Here is a 14,628-nt window from a genome sequence, read left to right as displayed (position 1 = left end):
CCTCGGCCCGCACCTGGCCGCCCGCAACGACACCAGCACCAACGAGGTGCCGTACCGGATCGAACGGGTGATCCACTTCTCGAACGGCGGCGGTGGTGAATCACCGGCACCCCGCTCGACTCCCGGGATGATTACGACCGGGACTTGTCCTGCTTCCAGGAGAGCGGACCCGGCAGGTCGACCCGGTGCGCACGAGCCTTGGAGTTCCAGGACCAGCGACCGATCTTGATGCTCCACGAGGAGAAGCCGTTCTCGGTGAAGTTCAGGATGATCGGACCGTACTTCTTGCGCTTGCGAAACATGAGGCCCATCGGAGGTCTCCCCTCGTCACCGTTCCCTGCCGTGTCGAGATCGAACATTCCCGAACCGGCGACTGTTGAAACCCTCTCGCGGTCCGTCCTGGACGGTCGCCGAGAGGGCATCGCAATCTCTATCCAACAGATAGGTGTTGCGGCACGGTAAACGCTGGCCGAGGCGCTTCGTAACATCGTCAGCGATAGAAGTCTCATCTTCTGGAAGGCCGTTGACCGCTCGTTCCGATCCCGGGCAGCATGGGGTCATGTCGCAGCGGGATGAGCTTCTCCTCACCGCTCGTGTGCACGTCGACCTGGTCCGGCACGCGAGCGCGCTCTGTTGAGCTGACCGGTCCATCCGGCTCGGCTCCAGCGCCGCACTCCCACCGCCCGCCCGCTCAACGCGGAGCAGCGTGCCCGCACGCCCTCATCCGGGCGTCCCCGCTCCCATCGTGGACAGATCAGGAGACTCCTCATGTCCCCACCCCGTCGTGCCATTCTGCGTACCCTCGCCGCCGTTGCCGCGCTGGTCGTGCTCACCGCCACCGCCGGCTGCGGCGGTGACGCGGCAGCCGACGGCGCCCAGGCCAGCGCGCTGCGCTACCAGGGCTCGGTCGGCCAGGTCACCCTCCCCGAACTCGCCGCCGACCTCGGCTACCTCGGCGACGTCAAGCTCAACTGGATCGGCAACGTCACCGGCGGTCCGCAGGACATCCAGGCCACGGCCACCGGGCAGAGCGACTTCGGCGGCGCGTTCAACGGCGCCATCGTCAAGCTCGCCGCCGCCAACGCCCCGATCACGGCCGTGGTCAGCTACTACGGCTCGGACGCGCAAACCTTTCAGGGCTACTACGTGCTCGACGACAGCCCGGTCCGCGGCCCCCGTGACCTGATCGGCAAGAAGGTCGGCATGAACACCCTCGGCGCGCACGCCGAGGCCGTGCTCAAGACCTGGCTCGCCCGTGGCGGGCTCACCCCCGCCGAGATCAAGCAGGTCGAGCTGGTCGCCCTGCCACCTGTCAACACCGAGCAGTCGCTGCGGCAGCGGCAGATCGACGTCGCCGTGCTCGGTGGGGTGATCCGGGACAAGGCGGTCGCCGGTGGCGGCATCCGCACCATCTTCACCGACTACGAGCTGCTCGGCGCCTTCAGCGGCGGCACCTACGTCTTCCGCGACGACTTCATCAAGCGCAACCCGGAGACCGTCAAGGCGTTCGTCACCGGGGTCGGCAAGGCCATCGAGTGGGCCCGCACCCAACCCCGGGAGACAGTGGTCGCCCGGATGCGGGACATCATCGGCAAGCGTGGCCGCAACGAGGACCCGTCGCTGGTCGCGTACTGGAAGAGCAGTGGCGTCGCCGGCCGTGGCGGTGTGATCGGCGAGCAGGAGTTCGCCACCTGGATCGACTGGCTCGCCGCCGAGGGCGAGCTCAAGGGCGACCGTCCGAAGCCCGGCGACATCTACACCAACCGGTTCAACCCCTTCGTGGACGGGGGGAACGCGTGAGCACCGACAAGATCCTCTTTGATCGCGTGAGCAAGACCTTCCCGGTCCGCGCCAGCCGGCGTGGTGGCGCCGGCGCGGTCACCGCGCTGGACGAGGTCACCCTCGGGGTACGTCCCGGCGAGTTTCTGGTCGTCGTCGGCCCCAGCGGCTGCGGCAAGTCCACGTTGCTCGACCTGCTCGGCGGGCTCACCGAGCCGACCGCGGGACGTGTGCTCGTCGACGGTCGGCCCGTCACCGGTCCCGGCCTGGACCGGGGCATCGTCTTCCAGCAGTACGCGCTGCTGCCCTGGCGCACCGCCGCCGGCAACGTCGCGTTCGGCCTGGAGGCCAAGGGGGTGCCCCGCGCCGATCGCGCCGCCCTGATCGAGCACCACCTCGACCTGGTGGGCCTGCGCGGCTTCGCCGACCGCTACCCGCACGAGCTGTCCGGCGGGATGAAGCAGCGGGTGGCCATCGCCCGCAGCCTCGCGTACGACCCGGACGTGCTGCTGATGGACGAGCCGTTCGCCGCACTGGACGCGCAGACCCGCGACTCGTTGCAGGACGAGTTGGTGCGCATCTGGGCCCGCACCGGCAAGACCATCGTGTTCATCACCCACGGCATCGACGAGGCCGTCTACCTGGGTCAGCGGGTGGCGGTGCTGACGTCCCGGCCCGGGCGGCTCAAACAGGTCATCGACATCGACCTCGGCGACCGGGACGCGGTCGAGGACGTGCGCTCCACCGACGCGTTCCGCCACCACCGCCACCAGATCTGGACCCTGCTGCGTGACGAGGTGCGGGCCGCCCAGGCAGCCGAGAGCGCCACCGGCAGCCGCACCGCCCACACCGGAACAGTTGGTGCTCGTACTCCCGTCGTCGCCGGAGCGGACGCGCGGCGCGCGGCGCCGGCGGCGGCCCACACCGAGGAGGCCCGCGTTGGTTGACATCGCCGAACGTCCCACCCGGCGGGCGGCCCCGACGGCCGTGCCGGACGCGGTGGCCGCCGCCGGACCCGGTGCCGGTGGCCTTGCCGGTCGGCTGCTCGGCGTCGGCGGAAAGGCCCTGCACCGCAGCGTCGCGATTCTCGCGCTGGCCGCGATCTGGGAGGGCGCACCCCGGCTCGGGCTGGTGGACCGGGTCTTCCTGCCGCCGCTGTCGGAGGTGCTGGTGGCTTGGTGGGAGTTGCTGCGCAGCGGGCAGCTCGCCGAGCACGTGGGCGCGAGCCTCACCCGGTCGTTGGCCGGGCTCGGCCTGGCGGTGCTCACCGCCATTCCGCTCGGGCTGCTGATCGGCTGGTACCGGCCGCTCGCCGAGTTGCTCAGCCCGCTGCTGGAGGTGTTCCGCAACACCGCCGCGCTGGCCCTGCTGCCGGTGTTCGTGCTCATCCTCGGCCTGGGGGAGACCTCCAAGATCGCCCTGGTGCTGTACGCGTGCTCCTGGCCGATCCTGCTGAACACCATCGCCGGGGTGAAGGGCGTCGACCCGCTGCTGATCCGGTCGGCCCGCTCGATGGGGCTCAACCACCTGCGGCTGTTCCAGAAGGTGATCCTGCCGGCCGCGGTGCCGACCATCTTCACCGGCGTCCGACTCGCCGGGGCGTACTCGATCCTGGTGCTTGTCGCGGCCGAGATGGTCGGCGCGAAGGCCGGGCTCGGCTACCTCATCAACTACGCGCAGTACAACTTCGCGATCGCCGACATGTACTCCGGGATCATCACGATCTCCGCCATCGGCCTGGTCGTCAACCAGCTCCTCGTCGCCCTCGAACGTCGCTTCTCCACCTGGCGCGTCGACGTCTCTGCCGGATAGGACGGACACCAATGACCCGCACCCTGCACCTCAACGCGTTCCTGATGGGCGTCGGCCACCACGAGGCCGCCTGGCGGCACCCCCGCACCGACCCGCGTCGGGTCACCGACGTTCGTCACTTCCAGGAGCTGGCCCGGATCGCCGAACGCGGCACCCTCGACTCGCTCTTCCTCGCCGACGGTCTCTCGGTCGGGCCGAACCCCCGGCACAACATCCAGGCCGTCTTCGAACCGCTGACCCTGCTGGCGTCGCTCGCCGCGGTGACCGAACACATCGGTCTCATCGCGACGGTCTCCACCACCTACAACGAGCCGTTCCACGTGGCCCGCAAGTTCGCCTCGCTGGACCACCTCAGCGGCGGTCGCGCCGGCTGGAACATCGTCACCTCCGCCCAGGAGCGGGAGGCGGTCAACTTCAACCGGGACAGCCACCCCGAACACGCCGACCGTTACCGGCGGGCCGCCGAGTTCGTCGACGTGGCGATCAAGCTCTGGGACAGCTGGGAGGACGACGCGCTGGTCTTCGACACCGGCGCCGGGGTGTTCGCCGACACCGACCGGGTGCACGAGGTGGCGCACCGCGGGCCGGAGTTCCAGGTCCGCGGCCCGCTGAACATCCCCCGGGGGCCGCAGGGCCGACCGCTGCTGGTGCAGGCCGGCTCGTCGCCGGACGGCATCGCCTTCGCCGCCCGCTACGCCGAGGCGGTCTTCACCGCGCAGCAGACCCTCGCCGACGGGCAGAGCTTCTACGCCGAGCTGCGCCGACAGGTCGCCGCCGCCGGTCGGGACCCGGACCTGGTGAAGGTCCTGCCCGGCATCGCGCCGGTGCTCGGCGGCACCGAGGCCGAGGCGCTGGCGCTCGCCGCCGAGCTGGAGGAGCTGATCGTCCCCGACTACGCCCTCGCCCAGCTCTCCGGGATGCTGGGCATCGACCTGACCGGCCTGCCGCTGGACGGGCCCCTGCCGGAGCTGCCGGCCGCCGGCACCGTGCAGGCCCACCAGAGCCGCTACCAACTCGTCACCGAGCTGGCCCGCCGGGAACAGCTCACCATCCGGCAGCTGATCGGTCGACTCGGCGGCGGTCGGGGTCACCGGGTCGTCGCCGGTACGCCGGAGCAGATCGCCGACCAGATCGAGCTGTGGTTCACCCAGGGTGCCGCCGACGGGTTCAACATCATGCCGCCGCACCTGCCCGGCGGGCTCGCCGACTTCGTCGACCACGTGGTGCCGGTCCTGCGCTCCCGTGGGCTGTTCCGCACCGAGTACACCGGTCGGACGCTGCGCGAGCACTACGGCCTGCCCCGACCGGCCAGCGCGTACGCCGCGTCGACCCTGGTGCCGGCGTGACCACCGTGGAGCGCCCATCGGCGGACATCGCCGAGCTGCGACCGGTGAACCCGGACCTGTTCCGCGCTCTGCTGCGGCGGCAGGCCAGCAGCGTCACGGTGGTCACCGCTGTCGCCCGCGGCACCGACCCCGCCTGCCTGGGTGGGATCGGCGCGCCCATCCGGGCGGGCTTCACAGCGACCTCGTTCACGTCGGTGTCGCTGGACCCGCCGCTGGTCTCGTTCTGCCTCGGGGTGGCGTCCTCGAGCTGGCCGGTGCTCGCCCGCGCCGAGCACGTCGCCGTGCACCTGCTGGGCGCCGGGCAGCGGGAGGCCGCCACTGTCTTCGCGACCAGCGGCATCGACCGGTTCGCCGCGTACCCGGACTGGACGTCCGGGCCGTTCGGGGTGCCGCTGCTCGACGGGGTGCTGGCCCGGCTGCTCTGCCGGGTGGTGCACCGGGTCCCGGCCGGCGACCACACGCTGGTGATCGCCGAGCCGCTGGCGCTCGGCGACGGCGGTGACGGTGCCCCGCTGGTGCACCATCGGGGCGGCTACACCACGGCTGCGCCAGCGTGAGCGCAGCCACCACGGCCGACCTGCTCGCGCTGGACCGGGCCGCCCAGGACCTGCTGTTCCGGGCGGCCCGTACGGCCGACACGTTCACCGACGAGCCGGTCACCGACGCGCAGATCGCGGCGATCCACGACCTGATCCGGTACGGGCCGACCGCGTACAACGGTCAGCCGCTGCGGGTGCTGCTGCTGCGCTCGCCGGAGTCCCGGGCCCTGCTGCTGCCGTACCTGTCCAGCGGCAACCGGGCCAAGACGGCCAGGGCCCCGCTGACCGCGATCCTCACCGCCGACGTGGACTTCCACGAGCGGCTGCCCGAGCTGTATCCACACCGCCCGCAGGCCCGGGACTGGCTGGCGGACCGGGCGGCGCGCGTCGAGCAGGCCCGATTCAGCGCCACTTTGCAGATCGGCTACCTGATCGTCGGTGTCCGCGCGGCGGGTCTCGCCGCCGGCCCGATGGCGGGTTTCGACGTCGCGGGCGTCCAGCGGACGTTCTTCCCCGACGGTCGGCACGAGGTGCTGCTCCTGCTCAACCTCGGGCACCCGGGCCCGCACACCGGGCCGACACGTCTGCCCCGGCTGGACACCTCGGAGGTGATCCGCACCCTCGACGGCTGAGCGGACAACGGGACCGCCCCCGGTGCCGGCGTGGTGCCGGCGCCGGGGGCGGAAGGTTGCCGGTCAGGCCCCCTTGACCCAGTCGAGGGTGAAGCGGGCGAAGAAGATCCCACCGGTGTTGCCCACCTCGTACAGGTTGCCGACCGTCCCGTCGGACAGCACGGCCATCGTCGAGTAGCCCGCACCGCCCGGCTTGACGAGGGCGCGAGCCGGCCAGCTGACGCCGTCGTCGGTGGACAGCCGGACGGTGAGGTCGTTGCGCGCGGCCGGGGCCGCGTTGTTGCTGAACAGCGCGGTGCGGGTGCGTACCGGTGCGCCGTTCGTGCCCAGCTCGGACGGGCGCAGGTAGGAGATCTCGTCGGCGTTGCAGAGCGGATCGGTCAGCACCGCGCTGGCCGTGGCCGCGCCGAACGTCACGCCACCGTCGGTCGACGTCGAGTAGAAGCGGCTGCGGGTGCTGTTGTGCCGCATGTTCTGCACGATCGCCCCGGTGCCGCGCTCGATCGCCTTGCTCTCGTTGATGTTCCCGCCGGCCGGTCCGCCGCGCCGCCACGTCACGCCGTGGTCGTCGCTGTAGATGTTGCCGGTCTGGGTGAGGCCGGCCCCGTCCCGGTAGACGAACGGCTGGATGAGACGGCCGGTGCTGCTCTGGATGCCGTGCCCGGAGGAGAAGAACGCCTGCTGCCACGTCGGCAGCTTGATCGTCGGGTTCAGCTCCACCGGGGCGCTCCAGGTGGCGCCGTTGTCCCGGCTGGTGATGTATTGCAGGTGCAGGCTGTTCGGGTCGTTGGCGGTGTTCAGACCCGAGGAGCCGGACCAGAAGCTGATGCCCGGCCTGGGGGAGTAGGTGTAGAAGCAGTAGACGACACCGGTGCTGCGGTCCACCAGCAGGCTGGGGTCACCCGCTCCCTCGCTGATTGTGGCCGGTGCGTGGATGATGCGCGGCTGGTCGAAGCTGCGTCCACCGTCGGTGCTGCGGGTCATCGCGATCTGGATGTTGTTGGTGCCGCCACCCAGGTCGTACGAGCCGTTGACCCGGGCGTCGGCGACGGCGATGACGGTGCCGTTGTTGGTGACGGCCATGCCCGGGATGCGGACCGAGGCGGCCGTTCCGTCGTACCGGCCGTTCGCGCCGTTGAGGTTGCGGATGACGCTCTGGGTGGTCAGCACCGCCGTGCTGTTCATCTGCGGTGTGCCGGCGGTCAGGCCGCACCCGGCGGTGCCGCGCACCGTGGTGTCGAAACCGGGAGCGGTGACCCGCAGGGTGTACGCGGTGCCCGCGCCGACGGTCCAGTAGTGCAGGTAGTTGCCGCCAGCGGCGATGGCGCGGGTCCACGGGGATCCGGTGCGCCCGGCCCAGGTGACGGTGAAGTCCCGGGCGGTGGTGGTGCGGTTCTCCAGCGCGAGCTGGAGACGGCCGGCTGTGCAGTCGTAGCTGCTGAGCGCGGACATGCCGGTGCCACAGTGGAAGATGCCGGCGGAGGTGTCGTCCAGCCCGGTCGGGGTGGTCGTGCGCAGCGTGTAGGCAGTGCCCGCCGGGAGAGTCCAGTACAGCTCGTTGCTGCTGCTGCCGGCTGCGACGGTCCGGGTCCAGGGCGAGTTGGTGCGGCCCGGCCAGGTGACGGTGAAGCTCTGCGCGGTGGTGCTGCCGTTGGTGAGCCGCAGGTTGAGCCGGCCGGTCGTGCAGTCGGCGCTGGCGGTGGCGCTGACGCCGGCGGGGGCGGCGTGAGCCGGTGTGGCGGGCAGGATCGCCGCCACGCCGAGGACAGCGGCCAGGAGCGCTGTCATTCGGCGCGGCAGTGCACGGACAGGAGTCACGGGGGATGTCCTTCCGGGACGGGGGTGGGGTAGGGACAGCCGAGGGGTATAAGACGTCGGATATCTGATGTCGTGACGTTAAAGGGCTGCGAGTGGGTCGTCAATACATCGACGAGCGAGCGCCGCCCGATGGCCCCAGGTCGCATTGGACGCTCCGGGCTGCCGGCGACGCTGATTGAAGATGCAAAATCGCCGGAGATATTTACATCATGTTGCGCGATCTGGCAGGCTCAAAGCACATCGATCATTGTCATCGCGTCCGCGTCCCGGCCCGCCCTCGGCCGTGATCGCCGCCGGCGTGCCGACCATGCCTGTCCGAAGGAGACACCATGCAACGGCGTCAACTCCTTACCCTGGGCGTGCTCAGTCCGTTCGCGGCGATGCTGGCATCGGGCGGCCCGACCCGTGCCGCGGCTGCAGCGCAGACCTTCGGGTTCTCCGCCGACGGCAGCAACTTCCTGCTCGACGGCCAGCCGTTCCAGATCCGCAGCGGCGAGATGCACCCGGCCCGCATCCCGGTGCAGTACTGGCGGCACCGGATTCAGATGGCCAAGGCCATGGGCATGAACACGATCGCCATCTACGTGATGTGGAACCACGTCGAGGAACGGCCCGGTGTCTTCGACTTCACCACCGACAGGCGTGACATCGCGGGCTTCATCAGGCTGTGCCAGGCCGAGGGCATGTACGTGCTGCTGCGCCCCGGCCCCTACGTCTGCGGCGAATGGGACCTCGGCGGTCTACCGCCGTACCTGTTGCGCAACCCGAACATCAGGCTGCGGGTCCGCACCGCCGCCGACCCCAACTACATGGCGGCCGTCACGCGCTACATCAACGCGCTCGCCGCTCTGGTCAAGCCGCTCATGGTGGGCAACGGAGGACCGATCCTGATGGTCCAGATCGAGAACGAGTACGGGTCGTACGGCAACGACGTCGTCTATCTCGAGGAACTGCGGCAACTGTGGCTGCGGGCCGGGATCACCGGACCGTTCTACACCGAGGACGGCCTCGGCCAGGTGCAGGGCAACCGGACGGTCGTCACGGGCGGCGCGATCGCGCTCAGCGGCGGTGACGCGGCAGCCATCGCCGCGGCACGCCAGTCGTTCCCGACCGTTCCGGCCATGTCCGGCGAGCTCTACCCGGGCTGGTTGACCCACTGGGGCGACGGCGGCTTCGCCGGATCGAACACCGACATCTCCAGCCAGCTGCGGGGCCTGATGGCCGGCCGGTTGTCGTTCAACCTCTACATGATCCACGGCGGCACGAACTTCGGATACTCCGCGGGCGCCAACGCCGCCGACAACGGGTCGGGTTACCAGGCGGACATCACCACCTACGACTACGGCGCGCCGATCAACGAACAGGGTGCGCCGGCCCGCCTGTACCCCGCCTACCGGGAGATCATCGGCACCGCCCTCGGGGTGACGCTGCCGGCCGTACCCGCACCGATCCCCACCATCGTGCGCACCGGCGGCCAGGCCGTCCTGCCGGCGGCGTACGCCTCGTTGTGGGACAACCTGCCGGCCGCGCTGTCGACCCAGACGAATCCCCAGCCGATGGAGATGTACGGCCAGAACTCCGGCTTCATGCTCTACCGCCGCGTCCTGCCCGGCTACACCCGGGCGACACTGGACATCAGGTCGGTGCGTGACTACGCCACGGTGTTCCTCGACGGCGTCTACCAGGGCGGCCTGTCTCGGAGTAGCCTCCCGGCGGCCTACACGACTCCGCTCGGCGTGACCGTGCAGGACGCGCCGCTGGCGTTGAAGACCTCGGCGAGTGGCAGCCCCACGCTCGACATCCTGGTCGAGGGCATGGGTCGGAACAACTTCGGCCAGGCGCTGGTCGACCGCAAGGGCATCACCGAGCGGGTGTCACTGGTGGACGCGGGCACCCTGACCGGCACGTTGACCAACTGGCAGACCCACCTGCTGCCCGTCGACGAGGCGTTCGTGGCCGGCCTCCGTCCGGTGATCACCAACAGTTCGCGGCCCGGCATCTTCTTCAAGGCCACGGTGAACCTCACCCAGACCGGCGACACGTACCTCGACATGTCCCGGTGGACCAAGGGCGTGGTCTGGGTCAACGGCCGCAACCTGGGCCGCTACTGGAAGGTGGGGCCACAGCAGCGGCTCTACTGTCCGGCGCCGTGGCTGCGGGTCGGCGCCAACGAGATCGTGGTTTTCGACCTGCACCAGGTGCAGGCCCAGCCGATCTCCTTCGAAGCCACCCTGAGCGGCCAGTCGGGCGCCGTCCGCCACACGGTGGTCAACCGGGCCAGCGGAAAGGCCCTCGACGTGCCGGACCTGTCCCGGGCCACCGGCGTGCAGTTGATCCAGTGGACCCCCAACGGCGGTGCCAACCAGGCGTGGCTGATGGCTGGCGCGGTGGGCGGCGTCACCACGATGACCAGCGTCAGTTCGGGTCTGCTCGCTGACGTCGAGGCCGGCTCCACGGCGGAGGGGGCGCGGGTCATCCAGTGGACCGCCACCGGCGGCGGCAACCAGCAGTGGCGGGTCGTGACCGCGTCCGGTGAGTTCGTGAAGCTCGTCAACGTGCAGACCGGAAAGGTCCTCGCTGTGGCCGGCGGTGCGACGACGAACGGGGCCGCGATCGTGCAGCAGAGCGACACGGGCAGCGCCTCCCAGCACTGGCGGCTCACGCCGGCCTGATGCCGGCGGAGCGACATGACGCCGGCCCGACCACTGGTCGGGCCGGGACGGTACGGGTCGGTGGGCGACCAGTCGCGGTGCGGCGGCCGCGCGGATCGCCCACCGGCCCTCGTCGTTCCCGTGGGCTGTCTCCTCGGTCGTGGTGCGGTACGGACGTTGCATCAGAGATGCAAAGATGGCCGTATGGGCGGGCCGAGCGACCGGAGTGCGACGTGAACCAGCGCGAGCGGTGGCACCGGCTCCTGGAAATGGTCGCGGTCGAGGGCCAGCTCGAGATCGAGTCCACCGCCCGTGAGCTGGGCGTCAGCACGGCGACCATCCGACGCGACTTCGACGAGCTCGCCACCCAGCAGCTGGTGACGCGTACCCGGGGCGGAGTGGTGGTCACAAACGTGTCCTACGACCTGCCGCTGCGCTACAAGGCGGTCCGGCAGGCCTCGGAGAAGCAGCGCATCGCCGCCGCCGCCGTCGCGCTGATCCCACCGCGCAGTACCGTGGGGCTCAACGGTGGCACCACGACGACCGAGGTGGGGAGGGCGCTCGCGCTGCGTACCGACCCGAACGGGCAGCTGCCGGAGGTCACTGTGGTGACCAACGCGTTGAACATCGCCAACGAGCTGATCGTGCGACCGCACATCCGGGTGGTGCTCACCGGCGGGACGGCCCGCCCGCAGTCGTACGAGCTGGTGGGCCGCATCGCTGAGACGATGCTCGCGTCGGTGGCGCTGGACGTGGTCGTGCTCGGGGTGGACGCGATCGACCACCAGCACGGCGCCAGCGCGCACAACGACGGCGAGGCGGCGATCAACCACGTCATGGTGACCAGCGCGGCGCGGACGATCGTGGTGGCCGACGCCTCGAAACTGGGCCGCCGGAGCTTCAACCGGATCTGCCCGCTCGGCAACATCGACACCCTGATCACCGATAAGTCGGCGGACCCGGAGAAGGTCGGCCTCATCGAGCAGGCCGGGGTCAAGGTGCTCCAGGTCTGACGGGCGCTGCGTTCGGCAAAGATGGAACCTGGTGCAAAATTGCGGGCTGATTCTTGCATCTTGAGTCAAGCGGGTGCAGCATCTCGTGTCATCGGCCTCCGTAAATGTCTGGGTCGCATCGTCCCTCACCACCGGGAGAAACGATGATCTGGTCACCGCTGCCCGCCCACCGCCGCCGTACCACCGTCCGGGCCGCCATCGTGGTCCTCGCCCTGCTCGCCGCGATGCTGCACGCCGTACCCGCCCGCGCGGCCACACCAGGGCGCGCCACCGGCATCACCCGAGCCGGGAACACGTACACCATCACCACCAGCACGGCCGCCCGCATCCGGCTCACGCTGGCGCGCGCGGACATCTTCCGCGTCTGGGCCGCACCGAACGGCACGTTCACCGAACCGGCCGCGAACGACATCACCGTACGCACCGATTTCGGCAGCGTCGCCAGCACGGTGACCGACGACGGCAGCTCCTTCCGCATCGCCACCGCGGCGGTTGTCATCCGGATCAACAAGGACCCCCTGACGATGCAGGTCCAGCGCCCGGACGGACGGCCGGTCTGGCGGGAGTCGCAACCGCTCGACTGGTCCGCCGGCCGTACGACGCAGCGCCTGGCGCGCGACGCCGACGAGCAGTTCTACGGCACCGGCCTGCGCCTGGGGGAGTGGGCGCTGCGCGACAAGACGGTGCCGATCGCCGTGGACAACAGGTGGCGGGAGAACACGAACGCCAGTCCGGCGCCCTTCTACCTGTCCACGAACGGCTACGGCGTCCTGCGCAACACGTGGGCGCCCGGCTCGTACGGCTTCACCGCACCGGTCACCACCACCCACAACGAGGAACGCTTCGACGCGTACTACTTCGTGGGCGATTCGCTCAAGGCTGTGCTCGGCGCGTACACCGACGTGACGGGCAAGCCGTTCCTGAGCCCGATGTGGGGCCTCGAACTCGGCAACGCCGACTGCTTCAACGCGTCCAACCCGGCCTACCAGGGCGACCACAACCGGGCCGGGCACCAGCGGACTCCCGACGTGTTGTCGTACGCCCGGGAGGCCCGGGCCAAGGACATGCCGTCGGGGTGGTTCCTGCCCAATGACGGGTACGGCTGCGGCTACGCCGACCTGCCCGCGACAGTGGCAGGCGCCAAGGCGCTCGGATTCCAGACCGGCCTGTGGACCTCCACGGGGCTCGGGTCCATCGACTACGAGGTCGGCACCGCCGGTACGCGTGGCGTGAAGACCGACGTCGCGTGGATCGGCGGCGGCTACCAGAACGCGTTCCGTGGTGTCCAGCAGGCGGTCGACGGCATCGAGCGGAACTCCGACGCCCGCCGCTACGTGTGGACCGTCGACGGCTGGGCCGGTACCCACCGCAACGCCGTCGTCTGGACCGGTGACACGTACGGCAGTTGGGACGACATGCGGTGGACCGTGCCTGCCGTCGCGGGCGCCGGGTTGTCCGGCCTCAACTACGCAACGGGTGACGTCGACGGGATCTTCGGTGGCAGCCCGAACACCTACGTGCGGGACCTGCAGTGGAAGTCGTTCACACCGGCGTTCATGACGATGTCCGGCTGGGGCGCGACCAATCCGGCGCCCGGCTACCAGGACAAGCAGCCCTGGCGCTACGCCGAACCGTACCTGTCGATCAACCGCCGTTACCTGCAGCTCAAGATGCGGTTGATGCCGTACCACTACACGATGAGCCGGGTGGCAAGCGTGACAGGGGTGCCGGCGACGCGGGCCCTGGTGCTGGAGTACCCGAACGACCCGGTCGCCCGGGGCAACGCCACGTCTGGTGAGTTCATGGCGGGCGACGCGTTCCTCGTGGCGCCTGTGGTCTCCGACACCGAGCTGCGCGACGGCATCTACCTGCCGGCCGGCACCTGGACCGACTACTGGACCGGGCGGGTGTACCAGGGACCGCTCACCCTCAACGGGTACGTGGCACCGCTCGACCGGCTGCCCCTGTTCGTCAAGGGCGGCTCGATCGTGCCGATGTGGCCGCAGATGAACTACACAGGTGAGAAGCCGGTCTCCACGCTGACCTACGACCTGTACCCGCGCGGCTCGTCGAGCTTCACGCTCTACGAGGACGACGGCATCACCCGCGCTTACCAGGGCGGGGCTTACGCCACCCAGCAGGTCCGGGTGGCCGCGCCGACCTCCGGCACCGGAACGGTCACCGTCGACGTGGGTGCCTCCACCGGTGCGTACGCCGGCAAGCCGTCGTCGCGCTCCTACGAGTTCAGCGTGCACCTGTCGGCCGCCGCGCAGGCGGTCACGGTCGCCGGCCAGACGCTGCCGAGGTTGAGCACGCGCTCCGCGTACGACTCGGCGAGCAGCGGTTGGTTCTACGCGGACGGGATCCTGTGGATCAAGGCCGGTGCGAGGAGCACCGCGTTCCAGACCCGGATCGACGGCGCCGTGCTGCCGGTCCCCGGCAGCGGCACGTCGACACCGCCGATCCCGAACGACAGCTGGCGGCTCGTGTACGCCGACAGCGAGGAGACGAGCGCGGAGAACGGCAGGGCCACCAACGCGTTCGACGCAGACCCGGGCACTTTCTGGCACACCGCCTGGTCCTCCACGCCCGCGCCCCTGCCGCACGAGATCCAGATCGATCTGGGCGCCACGTACCAGGTCGACGGGCTGCGGTACCTGCCACGGCAGGACGGGGGCGTGAACGGCCGAATCGGCCGCTACGAGGTGTACGTCTCGGACAGCCCGAGCGCCTGGGGCACGGCCGTGGCGTCGGGGACGTTCGCCGACACGTCGACGCAGAAGGTGGTGCCGTTCACCGCCGCCCGCACCGGCCGGTACGTGCGGCTGCGGGCACTGAGCGAGGCCGGCGGCCGGGGGCCGTGGACGACTGTGGCCGACCTGACGGTCACCGGCACAGCTGTCGCGTCAGCGTCGGGGAGCTGACCCCGTACGCCTGTGGAAGCGACGCCGCGGGCTGCTGCAGGCGCTCGGGCTGTCCGAGACGTACACCTCGTAGCGGCCGATTCGGCCGTTCACGCCCCCGTCCTGCCGTGGCAG

12 protein-coding genes are annotated in these 14,628 nt (G+C 70.3%); 10 read left to right on the top strand and 2 right to left on the bottom strand.

Translation table 11 applies throughout. From position 1 onward, the window contains the following. Positions 1 to 131: 131 nt before the first annotated feature. Positions 132 to 311, bottom strand: coding sequence for a DUF4236 domain-containing protein (locus AB0B68_RS31735; protein ID WP_030333600.1), 180 nt, complete (start codon positions 309 to 311; stop codon positions 132 to 134). A 248-nt stretch (positions 312 to 559) separates the two neighbouring features. Between AB0B68_RS31735 and AB0B68_RS31730 the strand changes: the two genes are divergently transcribed. From AB0B68_RS31730 to AB0B68_RS31700, 7 genes are all read left to right on the top strand, one after another. Beyond that, a complete protein-coding gene (locus AB0B68_RS31730; protein ID WP_349881247.1) occupies positions 560 to 637 on the top strand; it encodes a putative leader peptide in 78 nt (25 codons plus the stop codon). Between the two features lie 131 nt (positions 638 to 768). Further along, positions 769 to 1,800, top strand: coding sequence for an ABC transporter substrate-binding protein (locus AB0B68_RS31725; protein ID WP_357264666.1), 1,032 nt, complete (start codon positions 769 to 771; stop codon positions 1,798 to 1,800). Then, the gene (locus AB0B68_RS31720; protein WP_357204605.1) at positions 1,797 to 2,726 is read left to right on the top strand and encodes an ABC transporter ATP-binding protein; all 930 of its coding nucleotides are present in this window, start codon (positions 1,797 to 1,799) and stop codon (positions 2,724 to 2,726) included. The genes AB0B68_RS31725 and AB0B68_RS31720 overlap by 4 nt, the downstream gene beginning before the upstream one ends. Beyond that, a complete protein-coding gene (locus tag AB0B68_RS31715) occupies positions 2,719 to 3,591 on the top strand; it encodes an ABC transporter permease (RefSeq protein WP_357264662.1) in 873 nt (290 codons plus the stop codon). The genes AB0B68_RS31720 and AB0B68_RS31715 overlap by 8 nt, the downstream gene beginning before the upstream one ends. Before the next feature lie 11 nt (positions 3,592 to 3,602). Continuing rightward, positions 3,603 to 4,937 (top strand): LLM class flavin-dependent oxidoreductase, encoded by a 1,335-nt coding sequence (locus AB0B68_RS31710; protein WP_357204601.1) that lies wholly within the window; start codon positions 3,603 to 3,605, stop codon positions 4,935 to 4,937. Beyond that, positions 4,934 to 5,494, top strand: a complete 561-nt coding sequence (locus tag AB0B68_RS31705) for a flavin reductase family protein (RefSeq protein WP_357204599.1) — start codon at positions 4,934 to 4,936, stop codon at positions 5,492 to 5,494. Before AB0B68_RS31710 ends, AB0B68_RS31705 begins: the two co-directional genes overlap by 4 nt. Further along, complete coding sequence (locus AB0B68_RS31700) at positions 5,491 to 6,108, top strand: malonic semialdehyde reductase (RefSeq protein ID WP_357204597.1); 618 nt, start codon at positions 5,491 to 5,493, stop codon at positions 6,106 to 6,108. Before AB0B68_RS31705 ends, AB0B68_RS31700 begins: the two co-directional genes overlap by 4 nt. Before the next feature lie 63 nt (positions 6,109 to 6,171). On the opposite strand, the gene AB0B68_RS31695 is transcribed toward AB0B68_RS31700, so the two are convergent. Next, positions 6,172 to 7,926, bottom strand: a complete 1,755-nt coding sequence (locus AB0B68_RS31695) for an exo-alpha-sialidase (protein ID WP_357207388.1) — start codon at positions 7,924 to 7,926, stop codon at positions 6,172 to 6,174. 329 nt (positions 7,927 to 8,255) lie between these two features. Between AB0B68_RS31695 and AB0B68_RS31690 the strand changes: the two genes are divergently transcribed. From AB0B68_RS31690 to AB0B68_RS31680, 3 genes are all read left to right on the top strand, one after another. Next, a complete protein-coding gene (locus tag AB0B68_RS31690; RefSeq protein WP_357207391.1) occupies positions 8,256 to 10,598 on the top strand; it encodes a beta-galactosidase in 2,343 nt (780 codons plus the stop codon). Positions 10,599 to 10,810: 212 nt separating this feature from the next. Beyond that, positions 10,811 to 11,590 carry a DeoR/GlpR family DNA-binding transcription regulator gene (locus AB0B68_RS31685; RefSeq protein ID WP_357207393.1) on the top strand — a complete coding sequence of 260 codons (780 nt, stop codon included), beginning with the start codon at positions 10,811 to 10,813 and terminating at the stop codon, positions 11,588 to 11,590. A gap of 143 nt (positions 11,591 to 11,733) precedes the next feature. Next, positions 11,734 to 14,514 carry a discoidin domain-containing protein gene (locus tag AB0B68_RS31680; protein ID WP_357264659.1) on the top strand — a complete coding sequence of 927 codons (2,781 nt, stop codon included), beginning with the start codon at positions 11,734 to 11,736 and terminating at the stop codon, positions 14,512 to 14,514. Positions 14,515 to 14,628: the final 114 nt, after the last annotated feature.

The sequence above is a fragment of the Micromonospora sp. NPDC049049 genome, assembly GCF_040649115.1.
Lineage (GTDB): Bacteria > Actinomycetota > Actinomycetes > Mycobacteriales > Micromonosporaceae > Micromonospora.
Note: the sequence above shows the minus strand (reverse complement) of the source record. Positions and strands in the feature narration are given on the sequence as shown.

Coding starts and splice junctions, on each gene's coding strand:
- AB0B68_RS31735 (WP_030333600.1), bottom strand. CDS start 311: ATGGGCCTCATGTTTCGCAAGCGCAAGAAGTACGGTCCGATCATCCTG.
- AB0B68_RS31730 (WP_349881247.1), top strand. CDS start 560: ATGTCGCAGCGGGATGAGCTTCTCCTCACCGCTCGTGTGCACGTCGAC.
- AB0B68_RS31725 (WP_357264666.1), top strand. CDS start 769: ATGTCCCCACCCCGTCGTGCCATTCTGCGTACCCTCGCCGCCGTTGCC.
- AB0B68_RS31710 (WP_357204601.1), top strand. CDS start 3,603: ATGACCCGCACCCTGCACCTCAACGCGTTCCTGATGGGCGTCGGCCAC.
- AB0B68_RS31690 (WP_357207391.1), top strand. CDS start 8,256: ATGCAACGGCGTCAACTCCTTACCCTGGGCGTGCTCAGTCCGTTCGCG.
- AB0B68_RS31680 (WP_357264659.1), top strand. CDS start 11,734: ATGATCTGGTCACCGCTGCCCGCCCACCGCCGCCGTACCACCGTCCGG.